19 protein-coding genes and 1 pseudogene are annotated in these 19,700 nt (G+C 56.6%); 9 read left to right on the top strand and 11 right to left on the bottom strand.

Going from position 1 to position 19,700, the window contains the following annotated elements; genetic code table 11:
* The 4 genes from mutS to VGK48_26450 form a co-directional block, all read left to right on the top strand.
* Window positions 1–2,209: DNA mismatch repair protein MutS (gene mutS / locus VGK48_26465; protein HEY2384735.1), on the top strand; the 2,209-nt coding region annotated here is incomplete at its 5' end.
* Window positions 2,210–2,258: 49 nt separating this feature from the next.
* Entirely contained in the window at window positions 2,259–3,356 is a 1,098-nt protein-coding gene (locus VGK48_26460) for a glycoside hydrolase family 3 N-terminal domain-containing protein (protein HEY2384734.1), read from the top strand.
* A gap of 80 nt (window positions 3,357–3,436) precedes the next feature.
* Window positions 3,437–4,912 (top strand): ABC transporter substrate-binding protein, encoded by a 1,476-nt coding sequence (locus VGK48_26455; protein ID HEY2384733.1) that lies wholly within the window; start codon window positions 3,437–3,439, stop codon window positions 4,910–4,912.
* A 52-nt stretch (window positions 4,913–4,964) separates the two neighbouring features.
* Entirely contained in the window at window positions 4,965–5,972 is a 1,008-nt protein-coding gene (locus tag VGK48_26450) for an SPOR domain-containing protein (GenBank protein HEY2384732.1), read from the top strand.
* Here VGK48_26450 and VGK48_26445 read toward each other — a convergent pair.
* Both VGK48_26445 and VGK48_26440 read right to left on the bottom strand, forming a co-directional pair.
* Window positions 5,969–6,583: a YdcF family protein gene (locus VGK48_26445; GenBank protein ID HEY2384731.1), complete on the bottom strand. Its 615-nt coding sequence runs from the start codon at window positions 6,581–6,583 to the stop codon at window positions 5,969–5,971. The genes VGK48_26450 and VGK48_26445 overlap by 4 nt on opposite strands.
* Window positions 6,580–7,224, bottom strand: coding sequence for an L-threonylcarbamoyladenylate synthase (locus VGK48_26440; protein HEY2384730.1), 645 nt, complete (start codon window positions 7,222–7,224; stop codon window positions 6,580–6,582). Before VGK48_26440 ends, VGK48_26445 begins: the two co-directional genes overlap by 4 nt.
* 24 nt (window positions 7,225–7,248) lie before the next feature.
* On the opposite strand from VGK48_26440, the gene VGK48_26435 reads away from it, so the two are divergent.
* Both VGK48_26435 and VGK48_26430 read left to right on the top strand, forming a co-directional pair.
* Entirely contained in the window at window positions 7,249–8,016 is a 768-nt protein-coding gene (locus VGK48_26435; protein HEY2384729.1) for an RNA methyltransferase, read from the top strand.
* A complete protein-coding gene (locus tag VGK48_26430; GenBank protein ID HEY2384728.1) occupies window positions 8,013–9,314 on the top strand; it encodes a replication-associated recombination protein A in 1,302 nt (433 codons plus the stop codon). The genes VGK48_26435 and VGK48_26430 overlap by 4 nt, the downstream gene beginning before the upstream one ends.
* Window positions 9,315–9,399: 85 nt before the next feature.
* On the opposite strand, the gene VGK48_26425 is transcribed toward VGK48_26430, so the two are convergent.
* Window positions 9,400–9,996, bottom strand: a complete 597-nt coding sequence (locus tag VGK48_26425) for an isoprenylcysteine carboxylmethyltransferase family protein (GenBank protein ID HEY2384727.1) — start codon at window positions 9,994–9,996, stop codon at window positions 9,400–9,402.
* Window positions 9,997–10,351: 355 nt separating this feature from the next.
* Complete coding sequence (ispH, locus tag VGK48_26420) at window positions 10,352–11,215, bottom strand: 4-hydroxy-3-methylbut-2-enyl diphosphate reductase (GenBank protein ID HEY2384726.1); 864 nt, start codon at window positions 11,213–11,215, stop codon at window positions 10,352–10,354.
* A 75-nt stretch (window positions 11,216–11,290) separates the two neighbouring features.
* Between ispH and VGK48_26415 the strand changes: the two genes are divergently transcribed.
* The gene (locus VGK48_26415; protein ID HEY2384725.1) at window positions 11,291–11,671 is read left to right on the top strand and encodes a hypothetical protein; all 381 of its coding nucleotides are present in this window, start codon (window positions 11,291–11,293) and stop codon (window positions 11,669–11,671) included.
* Between the two features lie 87 nt (window positions 11,672–11,758).
* Here the strand turns inward: VGK48_26415 and VGK48_26410 are convergent, their stop codons facing one another.
* On the bottom strand, window positions 11,759–13,738 hold the full coding sequence (locus tag VGK48_26410) for a carboxypeptidase-like regulatory domain-containing protein (GenBank protein ID HEY2384724.1): 1,980 nt from the start codon (window positions 13,736–13,738) through the stop codon (window positions 11,759–11,761).
* Between the two features lie 74 nt (window positions 13,739–13,812).
* Window positions 13,813–14,093: pseudogene (locus VGK48_26405) on the bottom strand (prolyl oligopeptidase family serine peptidase).
* A gap of 102 nt (window positions 14,094–14,195) precedes the next feature.
* On the opposite strand from VGK48_26405, the gene VGK48_26400 reads away from it, so the two are divergent.
* Window positions 14,196–14,537 carry a hypothetical protein gene (locus tag VGK48_26400; protein ID HEY2384723.1) on the top strand — a complete coding sequence of 114 codons (342 nt, stop codon included), beginning with the start codon at window positions 14,196–14,198 and terminating at the stop codon, window positions 14,535–14,537.
* 162 nt (window positions 14,538–14,699) lie between these two features.
* Complete coding sequence (locus tag VGK48_26395) at window positions 14,700–15,698, top strand: MBL fold metallo-hydrolase (protein HEY2384722.1); 999 nt, start codon at window positions 14,700–14,702, stop codon at window positions 15,696–15,698.
* 124 nt (window positions 15,699–15,822) lie between these two features.
* On the opposite strand, the gene VGK48_26390 is transcribed toward VGK48_26395, so the two are convergent.
* From VGK48_26390 to VGK48_26370, 5 genes are all read right to left on the bottom strand, one after another.
* On the bottom strand, window positions 15,823–16,902 hold the full coding sequence (locus tag VGK48_26390) for a HupE/UreJ family protein (GenBank protein HEY2384721.1): 1,080 nt from the start codon (window positions 16,900–16,902) through the stop codon (window positions 15,823–15,825).
* Window positions 16,903–17,299: 397 nt separating this feature from the next.
* Window positions 17,300–17,488, bottom strand: a complete 189-nt coding sequence (locus tag VGK48_26385; protein ID HEY2384720.1) for a hypothetical protein — start codon at window positions 17,486–17,488, stop codon at window positions 17,300–17,302.
* On the bottom strand, window positions 17,485–17,856 hold the full coding sequence (locus VGK48_26380; GenBank protein HEY2384719.1) for a hypothetical protein: 372 nt from the start codon (window positions 17,854–17,856) through the stop codon (window positions 17,485–17,487). The genes VGK48_26385 and VGK48_26380 overlap by 4 nt, the downstream gene beginning before the upstream one ends.
* The gene (locus tag VGK48_26375) at window positions 17,831–18,388 is read right to left on the bottom strand and encodes a hypothetical protein (protein HEY2384718.1); all 558 of its coding nucleotides are present in this window, start codon (window positions 18,386–18,388) and stop codon (window positions 17,831–17,833) included. The genes VGK48_26380 and VGK48_26375 overlap by 26 nt, the downstream gene beginning before the upstream one ends.
* Before the next feature lie 187 nt (window positions 18,389–18,575).
* On the bottom strand, window positions 18,576–19,232 hold the full coding sequence (locus VGK48_26370; GenBank protein ID HEY2384717.1) for a fibronectin type III domain-containing protein: 657 nt from the start codon (window positions 19,230–19,232) through the stop codon (window positions 18,576–18,578).
* Window positions 19,233–19,700 lie beyond the last annotated feature (468 nt).

The raw sequence follows: 19,700 nt of genomic DNA, 5'->3' as shown, positions 1-19,700 counted from the left end.
CGGCGACGAGCAACTGGGCTGCGCGTTCCTGGATATCTCGACCGGTGAATTACGGGCGTCCCAGTTCGCCGGCGCCGACCGCTGGAACCGGCTCCTGCTCGACATCGAACATTTCTCGCCGCGTGAAGTTCTGTTTCCCGAAAAATTGAAGGAATCGGCCGGGCGGCTCAACGGCAACATGGCGAAAAGTCCGCTGGACGACTGGTTGTTCGATTCGGATTACGCCGCCCGCGTCTTACGGGAACAATTCGGAACGGCGACGCTCGATGGTTTTGGCCTCGACGGCAAATCCGCCGCGGTCGGCGCATCCGGCGCGCTGATTCATTACGTCAAACAAACGCAGAAAACCTCTCTCGAACACATTACCGGACTCAGTTATTCCGAGACGGCGAACTATCTGATGCTCGACGCTGCGACGATTCGCAATCTGGAGCTCTTCGAATCGTCCGCGGGGGACACGAAAGACACGCTGCTCGGCGTGGTCAACCGGACCCGAACCGGGATGGGAGCGCGCCTGCTCCGCAGCTGGCTCGTCCGGCCTTCGCTGGACGCCGCCGATATCGAATCGCGCTTCGATGCCGTCGGAGAACTCACAGGTTCCGCCGTGCTGCTTGAAGAAACCTGCACGTCCTTCGAGGGTGTATTCGACCTCGAACGGCTGTTGGGAAAAATCACCGTCGGCACCGCAGGCCCGCGCGAACTGGCGTCGCTGCGGGCTTCGCTCGTTCGGCTGCCGTCGATTGCGGCCGCTCTGGGCCGGCTGAAAGCGCCGCGGTTCGCGGATCTATTCAACCGGTTTGATCTATTAGCCGATATCGCGGACCTCCTGAATACGTCGATCAGCGATGAGCCTCCATTTGCGCTCGCCGACGGCGGAGTGATCCGGGATGGCTATCATGCGGCACTCGATGAACTGCGCTCGCTCTCTAAAAACAGCAAAACCTATCTCGCTGCCGTCGAAACGCGTGAACGCGAGCGCACCGGAATCGGATCGCTGAAGGTCCGCTTCAATCGAGTCTTCGGATACTACATCGAAATCTCGAAGGCCAATCTTCACCTGGTTCCAAAGGACTACGACCGGAAACAGACGCTGGTCGGCGCCGAGCGTTTTGTAACCCCCGAGTTGAAAGAATACGAAGAGAAAATCCTGACGGCGGAAGAACGCATTCTCGAAATCGAGAAGAATCTGTTCCAGGAGATCCGGACTCGAATCTCGGATGAGGCCAGGCGCATTCGCCAGTCCGCCTCCATCATTTCCGAATTCGACGTTCTGGCCTCGTTTGCAGCTGCCGCGCAGCGTTTCGGATATACGCGGCCGCAGATCTCACACAGTGACGAACTTGTCATCAGCAAAGGCCGCCATCCCGTGATCGAAGCGCTTGCCGAGCAACATCGGGCCGATCGATTCGTCCCGAATGATCTCTTTATGAACGACTCGACCGACCAGATTTTGATCGTGACCGGGCCGAACATGGGGGGCAAATCGACATTTCTGCGTCAGAACGCGCTGCTGGTGATCCTCGCTCAGACCGGATCGTTTGTGCCTGCGCAGTTGATGCGATTTCCCATTGTGGACCGGATCTTCACCCGCATTGGAGCGTCCGACAATCTCGCGCGCGGGCGCTCGACCTTCATGGTCGAGATGACGGAAACCGCTATTATCCTGAATTCCGCGACTCCCCGCAGCCTCATCATTCTCGACGAGATCGGCCGTGGCACAGCGACTTTCGACGGACTGTCCATCGCCTGGGCGGTGATCGAACATATTCAGTCCCGCATCCGCGCCAAGACGATTTTCGCCACGCATTATCATGAGCTTACGGAACTTGCGGATTTGCTGTCCGGGATCAAAAACTATCATGTCACTGTCAAGGAAGCGGAAAACCGGATTGTTTTCCTGAGGGCTGTGGAACCTGGGGCTGCGGACCGCAGTTATGGCATTGAAGTTGCGAAGTTAGCGGGAATTCCAGGCCCGGTAACCCAACGGGCCAGAGAAATCCTTAAAAAACATGAGGAAAATGAACACCAGTTGTCCGATAATCTCACGGTTCGTGCCAGGCGAAAGCCCAAAATAGTCGTCAACCAGATGTCACTCTTCACAGCGCTCGAAGAAGAGCTGCGGAATGCTGTGCGTTCGTTGGATCTTGATAGCATGACGCCACTTGAAGCATTGCGGTTTTTGTCGGAACTCCGAAAGAAGGCCGAGTAGTTAATGAGCGGAGCGAATGCAAGCGCGGTAGCGCGCAGCCAGTAATAAAATGCGGGATGCGCAACGCCTCACGCTGGAACAGAAGATAGGGCAGCTGTTTGTCCTTGGATTTCAGGGACATCAGCCCGATCAGGAGACCTCTGCCCTGCTCGACTACATTCAGCCGGGCGGCTTCCATCTGTTTCAGCGGAACATCGAGAGCTTCGACCAAATCTATGATTTAACAGTAGGTTTGCGGTCCCTGCCGGCATGTCCGCCGCTGCTCACGATCGATCATGAGGGCGGCCGGGTCGATCGCCTGAAGCAGATCTTTGCGCCCATTCCCTCGATGCCGGAATTGGCGGCCACGGGCATGGCGCAATTGCGGCTTGGCGCTCGGGTGATTGCTGCGGAGCTCGAGGCCACGGGATTCAATGTGGATTTTGCGCCGGTTCTCGATCTGCGTTATCCGGGTTCCGTGCTGGCAGAACGAACTCTCGCCCTGGATCCTTCAGAGGTCGTGCGCTTTGGGAACGCATTCGTCGAGGAGCTTTCCAAACGGGGCATTCTCTCATGCGTCAAGCACTTTCCTGGTCTGGGATCGGCAACAATCGATTCTCACTTCGCGTTGCCGCGCATCGAACGCACACGCCGGCAAATCCAGCAGGCGGATGCCGCACCTTTCGTCAGCGTCTTCGGCCAAACCCAGATGATCATGATTGCTCATGCGCATTTCCCGGCACTCGGGGATGAAAAACCGGTGCCCGCGTCCTTGTCGTCGAAGGTTGTTGAGGGGTTCCTCCGCAAGAAGCTCGGCTATAGCGGATTGACGATTACAGACGATCTGACGATGGGCGCCGTAACGAGTATCGGGCTCACTCCGGAATTATTTCTCAAGGCTTTCGAAGCCGGAAACGACCTGCTGCTGTTCTCCCAGACAACACCTCTCGTCGAAAAAGCCTTCAAAACGATCCTGAGCGAAGTCCGCCGCAGTGCAGCGCTCCGGCAGCGCGTCGATGAATCGGTCGAACGCATTCTCGGCCTGAAGGCGCAAATCGAGTTTGTGCCGCTCCGCTATCGCGCCCACCTCAAGGCGCGCATCACGCGCCAGATCGAAAGACTCCGCAAGTCCACCGTCGAAGTTAGCGCCCGCGCTGTATCTGTATAATCCCCCGGATGCCCGAAAGGGGACGGAATACAAGAGGCACAGGAACCACAAGAACGAGCTTTTTCGTTTTCTTGTGCCTCTTGTGTTCCATTTTTATTCCCGCCTGCACCGGTGAGAAATCGGCGGGAATCGACGTCATCACCATAGCCCTGGACCAGTCGCCGACCAATCTCGACCCGCGTATCGGTGTCGATGCCAGCTCAGAACGATTCTTTCAAATCATCTTCAGTTCCCTGGTCAAGAAAGACGAACACTTTGCGATCCAGCCGGACGTCGCCGAAAGCTGGGACATACCCGATCCCAGGACCTACATTTTTCACCTGCGCCACAATGTGTTCTTTCATGATGGACGCCCGCTCACTTCGAAGGACGTGGTCTTCACCTTTCGAAGCATCCTCGATCGAAGCGTGCAGACATCCAAACTGGGAACATACGAACGAATCGCCGCTGTAGATGGTCCGGATCCCTACACCGTTGTCTTCAAATTGAAAGAAGTATTCGCGCCTTTCGTGTGGAATCTGGCAGATGGCGCGATCGGAATTATTCCGGATGGCTCAGGACCGGACTTCAGCCGTCACCCGATCGGCAGCGGCCCATTCGCGTTCGTGCACTATTTTCAGGATCAGGAAATACTGCTCCGGCGCAACGAAAACTATTTCGGAACAAAGGCCGGCGTGTCGATGCTGCGATTCAAGATCATTCCAGAAGCCGTGGTTTCCGCGCTGGAACTCCGGAAGGGATCGGTCGACATCGCACTGAATGTCCTGACACCCGATATGGACGAGACCGTAAAGAAAGATCACAACCTTGTCGTCATGGAAGCGGAAGGCACGAATTACCAGTACATCGCATTCAAGCTGACCGATCCGCTGTTACGCGATATCCGCGTCCGGCAGGCCATTGCATACGCCATCGACCGGGACGCTCTGATCAAGTACATCTGGCGCGGCGAGGCGCGGCCCGCGACCGGCGTTCTGCCACCCGAAAACTGGGCCTATGAACCCGGCGTGAAACAGTATCCTTACGATCCGGGACGCGCGCGGAGCCTGCTGAAAGAGGCCGGCTACGAGCATCTTTCCCTTACCTATCGCACGCCGAACGAGGACATGACGCGGCTGATGGCCGCCGCTTTTCAACAGCAGCTCGGCGCGGTTGGAATTGCCCTCGATATCCGCGCGACGGAGACCGCCACATTCTTTGCGGATGCGGTCGCCGGCAACTTCCAGCTGTATTCGGCGCGCTGGGTGGGCGGAAACGACGATCCCGACTTTCTGAATCTCGTGTTCGCATCGGCCATGATTCCGATGAAAGGCGCGAATCGCGGCCATTACTCGAACCCCCGGGTCGATGAATTGATCGACTTCGGCCGGAAAGAGCTCGATTTGGAAAAGCGCAAGGCCGCCTATCAGGAGATTCAGCGCATCGTCGCGGAAGACTTGCCGTACGTCAGTCTTTTCTACCGGAACAACGTTTGTGTCTACAACAAGCGGATCGACGGAGTGACAGTCGCTCCGGATGCCAACTGGAGATTTCTTACCGGCGTCCGCATAAAATGATGAGGGATCTATCTTCCAACACACAACTATGCACTACACTGTCTCGAATCGTATGATTCGAATAGCGATCGTTATCGGCCTCGTCCTCTGCAGCGGGGAACGCGCAATGGCGCAGGCCGCCCAGGCGGCGGAAGTTCGAACCGAAGCAAGAGTGTTCGAAGTGAATCGGAGCCGGTTGAAGGAACTCGGGATCCCGGCGCGAGCCGTCTCTGCTGAACGGCTCGAGTCGGATTTCATCATCAATATTTCGGAAAGTTCACTAAAGGCCTTAATACCTGGTCCCCGATTAAGACTGCTGCAAAGCTTTCAGCTGACGACCGTCGGCGAAACTCCGGCAGAGTTCCGCATCAGTTCGCGTGTCGCATCCACTCAGTCATCAGCAGAATCTCAGCGGCTCGATGTCGGATTCGATTTTCGCTTGTTGACGCGAGTCAGCCTCAAACGCGAGATCGCGATGACGCTTATCAGCCAGGCGAAGATACGGAACCTCGGAGCCGACGGGGCTGAATCGGCGTCCCCGATATCGGGACAGGCGATCCGGCATGAAATCACGACGGCGGAAGGGGCCAGCGTCGCTGCCGGCGGATTCATTACGGAGATGGACACTCAGCAGTTGTCGAGAATCGGAACGCTGCACCAAAGCCCCGTCTTCAGCTATCTTTTCTCGCCGGCAAATGAGGATCAGCCGGAGTTGGTCGTCGTCCTCACTCCGCATCTCGTGCGGGTTTTCGACGTTCCGGTTCCGTCTTCAGTGGTCCGCGTCGTCCAGCCGCCCGTTCGATCCGCAGTCGCGCCGGCGCCAAGGAAAGCAGACCTCCAAACCGCTCAATATACGGTACAGGCCGCCGCTTTCAGAACTGAAGCCAGAGCAGGCGCTTACGCCATGGAATTGAGCAAGGAATATCCCGATGTTTTCGTCGATACCTTGGAAACTGCGGCGCCAGGATACCTTCGTTACCGGGTCCGTGTCGGCCACCTGCCGACTATACATGCGGCAAAAGAACTCGAAAATCAATTACGCGGCGAAGGCCTGGAACCGTTCGTGGCCATGCTGAATTAGGAATGAATATATAGATCCATCCAGCGGTAGGCGGAAAACAGCACGACTTCCCGCAAGCTGTGCCAGAAACGCTGCGACGCTTCAACTTCGATGGGACTGTTGGGTGCGGGAGAAGTGTAGGTGACAATGCCGTTGTCGGTGAACATCCTGTTCGCGCGATAGAGGTGAAAACCGTCACTGACGACAAGCGCGGTTTTCCACCCTTTTGCCTTCAACAGAGCCGACGCTGCCTGGATGGTGTCGTAGGTCGTGCCGCTTGCCTGTTCCGTGATGATGTTGGCCATGTCGACGCCGCGCTGAACGAGATACCTCGTGCTGACCTGAGCTTCCGAGAAGTTCGGATCGGGTCCATAACTCCCGGTTGTGATAATGGTCTGGGCAAAGCCGCGCCGATAGAGGTCAAAGGCATGATCCAGGCGCGCCTTGAGAACCGGGGACGGGTGACCGTTGTATTGAGCGGCGCCCAGAATAACGATGGCGTCTGCAGGATGCGCTTCATCTCGCACGGCCCAATCGCGAATCTGTCCGTAGAGATAGGCGCCGTAACCCAGCAGGCCGATCAATATGGCAAGAGCCACGAGCGTGCCCCATTTGAAGACCCGCGGGATCATGCGACCGGTCTCCGGATTCGGCCGTTGAAAAACTCGTGAAGAGTTTCAAATGTAATGGGCCCTTCCCTGAGCAGCACCGGCGGATCGATGGTCAAATCCAATAGAGTTGATCCGCCGCGGACGGGCAGCACGCCGCCGTCGATCACCGCGTCCAGGCCGTCCGCGAACTGCGATTGGATTTCGGCTGCCGTGATGGCCGAAGGCTCACCCGCCCTGTTGGCGCTTGTGGCCGTGATCGGCATTCCAAAGCGCGCCAGCAAATTGGCGGCGAAGTGCGCTGAGGGCCATCGCAATCCGATCGTATTGGTTCCCGCTGTAATGTTCATGGGAACATGAAGCTGCGACTCGATAACCATTGTAAGAGGACCAGGCCAGAACCTCTTTGCCACAGCATGAAATATCCCGGTAGGGCGGCCTATTGATTCTGCCATGGCGATCGAATCAATGACCAGCAGGATAGGTTTGGTCTCAGGACGGCCTTTGATCCGGAACAGCCGGTCAACCGCCCCTTCGTTGAACGGGTCGACGCCGAGCCCATATGCCGTGTCGGTTGGGAAAGCGATGATGCCGCCGCCGCGAAGGAGGGCTACAATCTCATCGTAATCAAGATCGTGCAATGTTTCGGCGCGAAGCACCTTCACGCGCGGATTGTACTACGGTTCAAGATGCAGATCGGGAAACACAATCGAAAGCTGGTGGAGGTGAGAAAGGCCTTCCAGCACGGCACACTCACCGCGGACGGCCTCCTTCCGATAGAAGGCCCGATTCTAGTGGAGGAGGCCTCGCGCAGCGGCCTGCAAATCGTGGATCTGTTCATTCGCGAAGGCACGAAGAATCCCGGGATTGTGGCGGAAATGCACGACGAAATCCCGCAGGATCTGTTCAAGTCGATCCAGGATACGGAACACTCGCAGGGCCTCATTGCGACCGTACGGCTCCGCGAATTCACTTTCGATGGTCTTTTGGGCGCATCTCCGGCCCTTATCGTCGTTCTTGCCCGGCTCCAGGACCCCGGCAATGTCGGGACGATATTGCGTATCGCGGAGTCCTTTGGCGCGACCGGATGCGCCGCCACGCCAGGCACGGTCAGCTTTTACAACAGCAAAGCCGTTCGCGCAAGCGCAGGAAGTGTGTTCCGGCTGCCGCATGTTGCTGGCATCGGCTTCGAAGCTCTGACGGCAGAACTGCGGCGAAGACAGATTGCGATCGTCGGCACTTCGCCCGCCGCGGAAATCGCCATCGAGCAGTGGGACTGGAAAAAACCATCAGCCATGCTCATCGGCAATGAGGGCGGCGGACTCGCTCCGGATGAAATGAGCGCCTGTGATACTGTGCTCCGGATTCCGCAAAAGCGCACAGTCGAATCCTTGAACTCCGCTGTCGCCGCAGCGGTCACCCTGTACGAAGCCTCAAAACAGAGACGTTCAGAATGAGTGGATCGCTTTTCGAAGAGAACCAGCCTTCCGGTGTGCCTCCCGATGCGCCACTGGCGGATCGCCTGCGCCCACAAACGCTGGACGACGTTGTCGGACAGGGCCACTTGCTCGATCCGGGCAAGCCTTTGCGCACGGCAATCGATCGGGACCAGGTTCCATCCATGATCCTGTGGGGTCCGCCGGGCGTGGGCAAGACGACTCTCGCCCGCATCATTGCCCGAATGACGAAATCGACCTTCGTTCATTTCAGCGCGGTTCTCGCCGGCATTAAAGAAATCAAGGAGATCATGGCGGCTGCGGAACGCGCCCGGCGAACCGGCCGCCGGACGATTGTTTTCGTCGACGAGATTCATCGCTTCAACAAAGCGCAACAGGATGCTTTTCTGCCACACGTCGAACATGGGAACATCACTCTTATCGGCGCGACGACGGAGAATCCTTCCTTCGAAGTCATCTCTGCATTGTTGTCACGCACGCGGGTGTTCGTACTCAAGGCGTTAAGCGACGACGATATCATCCTGCTGCTGCGCCGGGCAGTCTTACGCGAGAAGTTCAACATTGATGAAGCGTCCATTCGCGCGATCGCGTCGCTCGCCAATGGTGACGCCCGTACGGCGCTGAACATCCTCGACCTCGCCGTTCAGGGAACCGCAGCCGGACAGCAGATTACGAAAGAAACAATCGAACAGGCTTCACAGAAGACGCTGCTCTACGACAAGACCGGTGAAGAGCACTACAACATCATTTCCGCCCTCCATAAGTCCCTGCGAAATTCCGATGCCGACGCGGCTTTATATTGGCTCGCCCGCATGCTGGAAGCCGGGGAGGACCCGCTCTACGTCGCGCGAAGGCTGGTTCGATTTGCTTCTGAAGACATCGGCCTTGCCGATCCGCGCGCCCTGCGGATCGCGCTGGACGCCAAGGAAGCCTTCAATTTCATCGGACTGCCCGAGGGCAAGCTGGCTCTGGCGCAATGCGTGATCTATCTGGCGGCCGCGCCGAAATCCAATTCGGTTTATGCCGCATATGGAGCCGTTGTCGAGGACGTCGAGAACACCCGCAACGATCCCGTCCCCCTGCACATTCGCAACGCCCCGACCGGTCTGATGAAAGGCCTCGGCTATGGCAAGGGCTATCAATACGCCCATGATCTCGCGGACAAAGTCGCCGACATGGACTGCCTTCCGGATTCACTGAAAGGCCGAAAATACTTTCAGCCACAGGAAATCGGCGAGGAGGCGAAAGTCAAGCAACGGCTGGATGAAGCCGCTCGGAAAAAGAACAGCCGGCAATAGGATTGTTCCCCGGCGCGGGCTTTGCCAGCACCAGTCACTCAGATGTCACACGGGACGTGTGGGGACGACGGTGGCTCGACGAGCTTTACCAGATCTGGTTCACGCGGTACGGGCTCTTCAGAAGGTGAGGTCTCGTACCCGGATATTGCGTCACGCATAACGGGTTTTCCAACGTTTTCTGGAACAAACCGAAGAACCTGAGGGAACAGGTGCAGCCGGTCAACGGCCTCACCACACGAACGGGATCAGGCCTTTCACCCGCGTCCGATAGCTTTCGTATTGTGCTCCGAACTGGTCGGCCCGAATAGATCGGGTGCCTTACAACAGCGTACGGCCCCGACTGGATCAGTTCGTGGCCTTCTTTCACATGAATCAAGGGACTCCAGTTCTTACCGATATAAAGCCGCGCCAGAACCGCGAATACAAGGCCTGCCGCCGTAATCGCAAGCCCGATACAGCCGATCGACATCGAAGGCGGATACATCCTCCTCGCGAGCGGATCGCGCCCGAAGCCGTGCGCAAACAGCAGCCACCACCCGATCCATACAATGTATACAGCGATGCGCGACATTCCCTCGGAGCGGGATTGCGCGGTCTGCTTCACGCTGAAGCCTGTGAAAAACCATATCGCGAACATCGCAATCCACAGTGCCTGGATGATTTGATTGACGGATACTTCCATACAGCTGATTCTAAGCGCATGTTGCATTATTTGCGGGTCGCGTATATTAGCTTCTGCTGCGCTGGAAATCACAAGGCATCGGCTTCCCTATGAATCTCAGGTCTTTTTCGCGCCGCGAAGAATCAAGAAAGTCGCGTGGATAACTATGAAATCGATTTCAAAGCTGTCAAAGTGACTTTGATAACTCTGAAAGTGGTTTTTAAAGACGTCAAAGTCATTTTGATAGCTTTGAAAACGAGTTTGTCGTCTTTGGCGAGGACGGAATCGCGGTAAGGATCGCTGTGATGACCAATATTGCAAACGGCAGCGGTAGCGGTAATGTTGAGGGAAAGTGTAACGCAGCCGCCTGCAAGCTTTATACGTGATTCATCGGTTGAGGCCCTTGAACGGACATGAGCGCGCTGTAAACTTCATCGATGGTCTGATCCAACGTGGAGGTCCCCGCAGTCAGCCCAATCGTATCCAACCCGTCGAACCATTCCTCCCGAAGATCGGCGGCGCTTTCGACTTGAAAGCAGGGAAGGCCGGCCTTTTCTCCCAACGCTCGTAGCTGCCTGGAGTTGTTCGAATTCCTGCCTCCCACTACTACAAGCGCTTGGACTTTGTTCAAAAGGTCCTGCACTGCGTTTTGTCTTTCTCGCGTCGGCCCGCAAATGGTGTCGAATAAGGAGATTTCTTTGCCTGCGTTCTTTCGCGAAATCGCTTCGAAACATGCCTCCAGGGACGAGGGCGGAGTCGTAGTCTGGCAAAGGACGGCGATGCGGCCGGCAGGGTAACGCATCACGTCTTCCGGCCGTTCGACCACCGCGAATCGTTCCAGATCACCGACTATCCCTTTGACTTCAACGTGATCTTTCCTGCCGACTACAACCACAAAATAGCCTTGTCCCTCCAGGCTCCTGGCAGTCTGATGAACCCGTCTCACGAGCGGGCAGGTGGTGTCGATTAAGGTTTTGCCGGATGCTTCCAGACTCCGCTGCTCTTTGCCGCTCACTCCATGAGCGGTGATCACCACGTTGGGTGTCAAAACGGCGGTCGTGCGGTTCGTCTCGTCGAGCATTGAAAAACCGCGCAGCTTGAGTTTTCGCAGCACTTCGGGGTTGTGAACCAATTGGCCGTAAACTGTGGCTTTTTCAGGAAGCTCCATCGTCATAACGGTGGAAAGAGCGTCTTTGACTCCGAAACACATCCCCATCACTTGAGCTCGTATAACTTTCATAATTATTAAAAACTATCAGAGTGGACTTTGTGATGTAAAGTACTTACTGATTGAGGGAGTGACACGAGGAGGGAAATGATGCCGGCCCGAGGACTCGATACCTTGCGTCAGCTGACGCTTGTCTTAGCTGCAGTGGCTGCAATTGCCTCGTTCGGTCTGATGCTGCATGTGGGAGGGTATCGGATGAACCTGCTGATGTTTCTTTTTGCAGGGTGGGATCTTGCGCCGTTCGCTGCTCTTGTCATGGCCTGCGTTGTGTCGAGGCAGTGGCCCGCATTGCTGCGGGCCGCTCTTTATGGGGTGACGCTCGTAGTTGCGGCGGCGTCCGTTGCTGTCTACGCATTCGTCGTGCTCAAGCGCCCGGCTCAGCCGGCCTTCGCGTTTCTAGCAGTTCCCTTCGCCTCCTGGGTCGTTTCGACCGCCGTTTTTCTCGTAGCCCGTCGTAGTGCGCCTTAGCAGGTTCGGCTTCCTCTATTCGGAAAAGGGGGGCTTTAGTTTGCAGCCATGTCGCCAATGCTGATTCTCGTTCACAGCGCCACTGCTTTACTGACCTGCCGGGATTATCCGGACCTCAGCCGTTTGACTTGATCCCTCCTGGATGCGGACCGTTTTGCCGAGCCCGTCGTATTGCATCAAAACCTCAGGATCGAAGTACGCGAATGGTTCGATGTCTTCCCATGCCAGGACCCTGTAGTCCCCGGGGGGCAGGCCCCGGATGGTGAATCGCCCATCCGGATTCGTGATGGCTGTTTTGTAGAGGTCCAACCGGTTTCGCAGCCGTTCCGGGACCAGTACCGCCTGAACGCCGCTGACGGGCTTGAGATCGGCGCCGAGGACGGTTCCGTCCAGTTGGCCGGGGTTTTGGCTCAACACGATTTCCAATATGCCGTCCACTCTAGTGCCGATAGTGACGCCTTCCAGCGCGTCCGCTTGCTCGAGGCGAGCTTCTCTGACGTAGGTGTTTGGACTTAGCCCGCTTACCAGGAGTTTGTAGTCGCCGGGTGTGACTCGCTGAATCGTGAATGTCCCGTCGGCTGCGGGCTTGAGGTTTCCCGCGAGAGCCGACAGGATAGAACCGCCTCCCGAGCTCGGTTGAAGCGAGAGCGTGATCAGTGCGAGGGGATTCTGATTTGCGTTGCTCACTCCCTCAACGCGAATGCGCCCGGGAATCGATACACCAGGCGATACAGCCAATGTCAGGCCCTCGACATCACCACCGAACACGTCCACGGCAATCTGAGTTGTGTTAAAAGGTAAATTGGCCAGCGGATTGGCATCCGTGTTGGGAAACGTCACAGTTGCGCCGGCGGCGCCCGGAGTAAAGTTCGCAACCATTGCTTGCAGCCAGTAGGACCCCGGAGCGACATCACGCATTTCAAACTCTCCAGTGTCTGAGTTGTATTTGGTGTTGCCCTGAATCATTCCGCTGATCGCACCAAACAATGCGTCTACCGGGGCTCCCCCAGTTGCGTTTCTCGGGGAGACCGATAGCGAAGCGTCTCGCGGCGGCCGGCCGGTGGTTGCGTCGATCGCTCGTCCGCGGATGCGATACTTTTCACCCTTGGACAAATTGAAATCGGCGTGCGTCTCAGCACCGGGTTGCAAGTCGATCGTGGAAGCTCGAGAAACCTCCGGCGTGCCGGGATAGTACGCGAGCGGATAGCCCGAATCGACGATTTCATTTGCGCTGCGAGGCGGGCCAAAGAGCGCGGCCGCTTGCTGCTGCTGTTGCGCTTCCGCGGGGCTCGGCGCGGGCGCAAAAGAGGCCGCTTGTGACGTGGCGGCAAGCAAAGCGTCGAAACCGGATCGGGCGGCGGTGGCAGTGACGAAGTATCGTCCAGGATTTATCCAATACAGCCGGTACTCGCCCAGATCGTTGGTTCGATCCGATGCGGCGGCCTGCAGGGTTCGCTTTCCGCTTGCATCGTAGGTGGATCGCATCGCCTGAACGGTAATGCCAGGCAGCGGGTCACCGGTAAGCGCGTCGGTTACGCGTCCGGTGATGGTGGAGGCTGGCGAGAGCCGAAAGGTGAGGTCCTGCAATTGTTGGCCGGGTTGAACTGTCACCACCAGACCAGGACGATTCGGCGATCGCTGCCCATATTCCTGTTTCATGAAACCATTTCGAGCGGCGTAGATCCGATAGGATCCGGGCTCGACGTCCTTTATTCCAAACCGTCCGTTATCGTCCGTCGTGACCGACGGAATCCCGGCGGGCTGCGACGTCGATTGTCGAAATTGAGTCGCGTCCTGCTGTGGCGGCTGTACCGCAACGCCGCGCTGGCCGGCGGTTCTTCCAGTGGGGGCGCCTGGAATCGGAGCGGCAACTCTGCTGATGGTCACTTGTGCGCGCGGAATCGGTTCGCCCGTCCCGGAGCGAACCACCACGCCGGTCAAGACGGCCCTTGTGGACGTATTCGGTGCGCCGCCCGGCGGCGCTTGTGCGATGGCCGACAGCGATATGAGGTGGACTATGCCGAGCAACAGGGTTGTCCTCGCGACTCCTTTCATAGAATCTGACATCAGGCCTCCACTTGAATGATGCAAGCAAAACCTATCGCGGCCAAGTAATAATCCGGAGCCGCAGGCGCGATATATCAGTTGCCTATTCGGTATTCCTTTGGCGGTTCGACGCCAATCAGCCACTTCACGAAATAGTCCCAGCGGCGGCGCATCATGTAATTGGATGCGTTGCCGTAGCCGGGGTTCGCGTTCGGGATCATCAGTAGATCGAAATCCTTGTTCGTCTTGATGAGGTGGCGAAGCCTCCGCCGGAATGTCCCCAAATGCCGTCGCGATCGAGATCGATCCACGGCTACTTTTGCGCCAGTTGCTTCATTCCGGCAATCTGGTCGGGAATGGTGTTGTCGCGTCCCATCGCGCCGTTATTCGGTTGGCCATGACATCTGGACAGTTGCACCTGCCTCAAGTCGACACTTGCCCGGCTCGCGCAACGTTTGAACGTTAAATCCGTTAAGATATGACTGGTCGCTCTTTGAATAATGTTGAACTTGCCGAAGCGCTGACGGACCGGAAGTGGCAACACTTCGCGGAAAAACTCGAGAAATCGATGAGGGACTACCCACTCACAGGCGTCAGCGTTGTTATCAGACAGATGACCACTGACGAAGCAACCAATGAGACGGAGGGGTACCTCCTTACGTTCAATCAGGACCTTCAGAAATTCGAAGTCGCCGTCGATCCATCACGGTCTCTTCCTGCAGCGTGGCAGATCGCAGATACTATCGATCACTTCCTCAATCTGGACGAGGACACGGCTGAGTCGACGCTCGAAGGCGATCAGAGTGATGGGCAAAAATAGTGCGGTTTACCCGCCGTTGTCGAACTGCCGGCGTAACAGCGCACAAAAGCCGCCGGAGAACTGACGGTTCATAATGAAAATACCCATCACGAGGCGGCCCGCATGCTTGACCAGCTATAAAGACTAGGATAGGCTTCGACGGTTTAAGAGGAGGGTCGGTTTATGAGACGCGTATTCGTCCTCGTTGGCATTATTGTTATTGGAGCCGCGGTAATGGTTGCTGCGCAGCAGGAACCTGGTCGTGGCGGTGGCGGTGGCCGTGGCAGCGGCGGCGGCCGTGGTTCCGGACGTGGTGCCGCGCCCATCCAACTGCAAATCGAACGGGTTCGGCCCGGGATCTATCAGATTCCGATCTTCAATCAAAGCGTCGCCCCGGGCGCCACGACGACCGTATTCGTCACCCAGAACCACGGCGTAGTGGTCGTCGACACAAAGAATCCGGGGTCCGGGCAGGCGATCATCGACATCATCAAGAAGGTCACCGACAAGCCGATCACGACCATTATCAACACGCACACGCATAACGATCATGTCGGCGGAAACCTTGCCTTCGACGACAAAGTGGAAGTCGTCGCCCAGGAAAATACGCTTGGCTATATGAAGAAGCTGGCTCAGTACAAGGACGACAAGCCGGAGAACCGTCATGGTCTTCCAGGCAAAACGTTCAAGGATAAGATGACGCTCTTCGAAGGACCTGATGCCATCGACTTGTATTTTTTTGGGCCTGCGCACACCGGTGGCGACGCATTCATCGTTTTCAGGAATCAGAAAGTGATGGCCGCCGGCGACGTCGATCCGGCAACGGGCACGCCGATCATCGATCCGGATAATGGTGGAAGCGGTCTGTTATGGGGACAAACGATCGCCAAGGCCGCTGCCGGAATCAAGAATGTCGACGTCATCACCCGAGGCCACACCAGCCAGACCGATAACTGGGCACAGTTCATCGAGTACGGCCAGTATATGCAGGCCTACGCCAATGCAACCCGCCAGGCGAAAAAGGACGGCAAGACGCTCGATCAGGCGATCATGGATATTCCAATGATGATGGGAGCGAAATGGAAGGATTACTTCGCCGGCTTATCCGGACGCAACCCGGGTACCAGGGCCAACGTCACGATGATGTGGGCTGAACTCGACAAGGAAGCTCCGAAAAAATAATACGGGAACGTCACACAAGAAGCACAAGAAGGACACAAAAGGCACAAGAAATGGATTCGAGAGATCGATTTTCTTATGCTTCTTGTGTTCTATTGTGTGCTTTTTGTGTTCCTTCCCCTTTTGTTCATGAGATTCCTCCTGGAAAGAAGACTCGTTGAACGAACCAGAATGCGCCGGCAACTATTACTACGATCGATCCGGCGTAGACAAGTTGACGCCTGGCCCATTCACTGCGGGAACGGAGCGCTGCAAACAGTGAAGCCACTGTAATCACGACGAGCAACTGGCCGATCTCGACGCCGAAATTGAACGAGAACAGCGACCAGCCGAGGGCGCGCGCGGGCAATTCCATTTCACGAAGAACATTCGCGAAGCCGAATCCGTGAATGAATCCGAAAGCGAAGGCGATCCATGCGCGCACATCACGCCCTCCCTGGGCAAGCAGGTTGTCCGCGCCGACGCATACGATGCTCAACGCAATCGCGGGCTCGATGAAACGCGCCGGTGGAGTCAGGATATTCAATGCCGCCAGGGATAACGTCACGCTGTGCGCGATCGTGAAAGAGGTCACGACCGCGGCGAGCCGGCGGGCCGAGCCACCCATCAGCAGCAGGCCCACGAGAAACAAAAGATGATCGGGGCCAATCAGAATGTGATGGATTCCGGCCGGCACAAACTTTCGGATCACCGCCCAAACACCCTGCCGGGAGCCCGCGTAGTATTCCGTGCGGCTGTGGTTGTGATCGAGAATCAGCTGCGATGTCAACCCGTCGTTCTCGTATACATTCACGAACGTCTGGTGGTTTTCGTCGTATGGGAACATCACCGTTGAAACGGATACCATACCCGGCGGCTTCTTCAACATATATGCGAGGTGAAATCGCACCGATTGCCGGTCTGCGATGATTTCCGGCTCCTGCCACATGGGCGAAATCAATTGCCCATCCGCTTCCAGCATCAGCCGGGGACCTAAAATCTGCTGGATCGCAGATTCGCGCTCCTTGAGAAAGGCCGCGTCGAGCAACCGCTCCATTGGATTGACCTGAAGATCATGCGCCAGATCGTAAATGTGAACGGTGAGGGTCAGATCGATCGAAGTATCGTGCAATTGCAGATCGAGATAGCTGAACGGAACCGGATGCGCATCGGCGGCAAATGCAAACATCAGGACGAACACGACGATTAGGACCGGCCGCGGATACATGCGTGCAAATTCTAGCCGCCATCGCGGATTTAACTGAAGAAAATTAGCCGCAGAAGCACAAAAAACACAAAGGTCGAGTCAAGCACTTCACGACCTCCAACGACTTCCACAGATCTCTTCGGCAACCGACCACGAAATCCTGGAATGGATTGAAAGACGGCGAATGTTCGGCAAAGCGATTGGTTGGGTTGATGCCCATATCCTGCTGTCTTGCATTCTCAATGACGCAAAATTCTGGACTCTCGATAAGCCGCTGGTTTCCGCGGCTCGCTTGTGCGGAGCGAAGCTTTATCTCTGATTGTTTACATTCGTAACCGTGGGCAGACTGACCCACTACCAATGTTACAAACGTATGCCGTCTGCGGCTATATTTGTCAGGCGTGAGCCAGCCTCCGTATTATGCTGCGGATTTATATCCTTTGCCGGTACGCGGCCTCCCCGGCCGCGTACCTTTTGCCTTCCCTTTGCTGCCGATAATCCGATTTATCTTCTCAGCTGCGTCCGGATCGCCGAGTTCGTGCTGATATGTATGCCCTTGCAGGTCCTTCAGCGGCGGATGCTTCGGATCGACTTTTTCTTTTTTCATATCGACAACAACCGGTCGAACAATGCCCGGTACCGCTGCAGCATCATCCGAAGATCCTCAGTTGATGTTTCGGAGCCTTGCCCGACGACTTTCTCGATCTGCGATCGCTGGCCGCGAAACGACTCTTCGATCTGTTTGATTGCTGCAGAGACCAGTGCATCCGCTTCCTGTACGGCTTTGCTGGGTTCGTCGACGAAGCCCGCCTGAATTGCGGTCCAGCGGGATCGCAGATCCTCCATCTGAGGCGATGATATGAGCGGGGTTTGCTCCGTCGACCTTGCGGCGCGCCGGTTCTCCATCGAAATAACCCGCCCTTCGGGCTGACTTTCGACCAGATCGTCTCTACGAGGCTCGTTTAAGTTCCTCATCTCGTCCTCCCAAGATTTCGTCAAATAAGGCTCTGTAATGAATGAAAACGCTCCTTAGTTCCTCGGTACTAGCCTGACCACGGCGGTGCCTGGCAATAACTTCGTCGGCGCGGCGATAGTTCTCGGCATGACGAGGATAGGTAAGGCAAACATCCCGAATCCGGTCATGAGAGTTGTCAATGGAATATCCCCGAACCCGCATGACATCGGTCAAAAGCCGATCTGCCTCTTCGACGGCGCGCCCGGGATCATCGACGAACAGCGATTGGCACGTTATCCACTGGTCGAGGAATTTTTGGCGCTCCACGATATTCAACGGGTGAATATTCATGTGTTGCACGCGCTCCTCGCGGCGCATCAGTTCAGATTCAGCCCTCCGTCTGTCGCCCAATTCGACAACCGTACGGTCATATTCGGAACCGAAGCGGGTGCGCAGATGTTGACTGCGCTGCCTGTTGCGGACGGCCCATGCGATTGCCAGAACGAGAAGGACGATAACCACGGCAAGTACACCGATTTGCCAAACTTGCATGCTTCTCCTCCCAAAAGTTACTCATTGTTTGAGGGTGCAGATCGCGTGCCACTTCTGCTGCAGGAATGGTGATATCGTGAGACGATTACCTCAGCGACCACCGGCGCCGGAACGACCACTGTTGGCCAGGCGGCACGGGGCGAAAGCGCAGCACAAACCCGCGCCTCCGCCCCGTGCGCTCAGCGGTCTAGTTGCACATCCGGCTTACCGGATCGCTCCAGGCGGAGTAACCCAGGTTTCCGTATGCCTGCACCTGGAACACGTAGATCGTTCCGGGCGTCAGATCGTTGAAGGGCGTAGCCGGACGGGTCGTCGGAACCATGACTTCGGTCCAGGCCGCCGTCGGACCAGGCACCGTTCCGTCCGGCGGCATCGCGGTGAAACGGAGTTTGTAGTTACGCGCCTTAGCGACCGACTTGATCTGTGCCAGCAACTGGCGGGAGACGCCCAGCTTGACATTGATCGAGGGCACCTCCGTCGGCTGCGGCGCCGACCGTTGCTTCGGCGCCGCCGGGACGAAACCGCTCGATACAAACGCGCTCATGTCGTTCTTGCAGGCCGCCTCGACGTAATGTCCGAGCTGGTCATACATGACTGCCACGTCTGCGCGTTGCTTATCCCGCTCGGCGATGGCGGCTTTGCCCCCGTCGAGCGCTCCGGTTACCGAAGCGGAGTAGGAGTCGATTTGGGCTTTGAATGCCGCCAGATCGACCAGTGGGGTAGTAAACGCCGGATTGTTCAGTAACCCCTCATACACTTTGTACAGACGCACCACAAACACCGCGTCGCGAATACGGGAGATCGCCAATACAGCCCGGATCAATATTCCTGCTATTTTTGCCATATGATTGATTCTCAAATCTCAAATAAAAGTTAACGGTTATAGCCGCGTGAACAAGCTGGGGCCGGCACGTTACCGGCTAGAGAAGGGCGGCCGCCTTTCTCCATCCAGGTAATGGACTCTGTCTGTCATCGTTCCCTCCGTCTTGGGCTCCGAAAGTTTTGCCTCATACTGTGTAAATCACCGCAAAAAGGAAAAGTCCGCGGAACCTGGGTGGGTTTTTGGGCTAGAGGTGGGAGCCAACCTCAATGGAAGGAATGTGTTAGGCTCGACGAAAATATTTTTGCAGGAACGGAAAAACAGTACACCGTCAATGCACCTTCCCGCAGCTGATAATTACCAACTTTCAGATTCCATCCCGGCCCTGCAGCTGACACTTCTTAACTTTCACATGGCATTCCCGTCCTGCAGCAGACAGTTCACAACTTTCAGATTGCAGTCGCGCCCTGCAGCAGACAGTCCATAAGTTTC

Source organism: Terriglobia bacterium (assembly GCA_036496425.1).
Lineage (GTDB): Bacteria > Acidobacteriota > Terriglobia > 20CM-2-55-15 > 20CM-2-55-15 > 20CM-2-55-15.
The sequence above is the reverse complement of the archived record's forward strand: the minus strand, read 5'-3'. Positions and strand labels throughout refer to the sequence as shown.

Excerpts from the sequence above, each read along its gene's own strand:
- VGK48_26460 (HEY2384734.1), top strand. The coding sequence starts at position 2,259 with ATGCGGGATGCGCAACGCCTCACGCTGGAACAGAAGATAGGGCAGCTG.
- VGK48_26450 (HEY2384732.1), top strand. The coding sequence starts at position 4,965 with ATGATTCGAATAGCGATCGTTATCGGCCTCGTCCTCTGCAGCGGGGAA.
- VGK48_26445 (HEY2384731.1), bottom strand. The coding sequence starts at position 6,583 with ATGATCCCGCGGGTCTTCAAATGGGGCACGCTCGTGGCTCTTGCCATA.
- VGK48_26435 (HEY2384729.1), top strand. The coding sequence starts at position 7,249 with ATGCAGATCGGGAAACACAATCGAAAGCTGGTGGAGGTGAGAAAGGCC.
- VGK48_26430 (HEY2384728.1), top strand. The coding sequence starts at position 8,013 with ATGAGTGGATCGCTTTTCGAAGAGAACCAGCCTTCCGGTGTGCCTCCC.
- VGK48_26425 (HEY2384727.1), bottom strand. The coding sequence starts at position 9,996 with ATGGAAGTATCCGTCAATCAAATCATCCAGGCACTGTGGATTGCGATG.
- ispH (HEY2384726.1), bottom strand. The coding sequence starts at position 11,215 with ATGAAAGTTATACGAGCTCAAGTGATGGGGATGTGTTTCGGAGTCAAA.
- VGK48_26415 (HEY2384725.1), top strand. The coding sequence starts at position 11,291 with ATGATGCCGGCCCGAGGACTCGATACCTTGCGTCAGCTGACGCTTGTC.
- VGK48_26410 (HEY2384724.1), bottom strand. The coding sequence starts at position 13,738 with ATGTCAGATTCTATGAAAGGAGTCGCGAGGACAACCCTGTTGCTCGGC.
- VGK48_26400 (HEY2384723.1), top strand. The coding sequence starts at position 14,196 with ATGACTGGTCGCTCTTTGAATAATGTTGAACTTGCCGAAGCGCTGACG.
- VGK48_26395 (HEY2384722.1), top strand. The coding sequence starts at position 14,700 with ATGAGACGCGTATTCGTCCTCGTTGGCATTATTGTTATTGGAGCCGCG.
- VGK48_26390 (HEY2384721.1), bottom strand. The coding sequence starts at position 16,902 with ATGTATCCGCGGCCGGTCCTAATCGTCGTGTTCGTCCTGATGTTTGCA.
- VGK48_26385 (HEY2384720.1), bottom strand. The coding sequence starts at position 17,488 with ATGAAAAAAGAAAAAGTCGATCCGAAGCATCCGCCGCTGAAGGACCTG.
- VGK48_26380 (HEY2384719.1), bottom strand. The coding sequence starts at position 17,856 with ATGAGGAACTTAAACGAGCCTCGTAGAGACGATCTGGTCGAAAGTCAG.
- VGK48_26375 (HEY2384718.1), bottom strand. The coding sequence starts at position 18,388 with ATGCAAGTTTGGCAAATCGGTGTACTTGCCGTGGTTATCGTCCTTCTC.
- VGK48_26370 (HEY2384717.1), bottom strand. The coding sequence starts at position 19,232 with ATGGCAAAAATAGCAGGAATATTGATCCGGGCTGTATTGGCGATCTCC.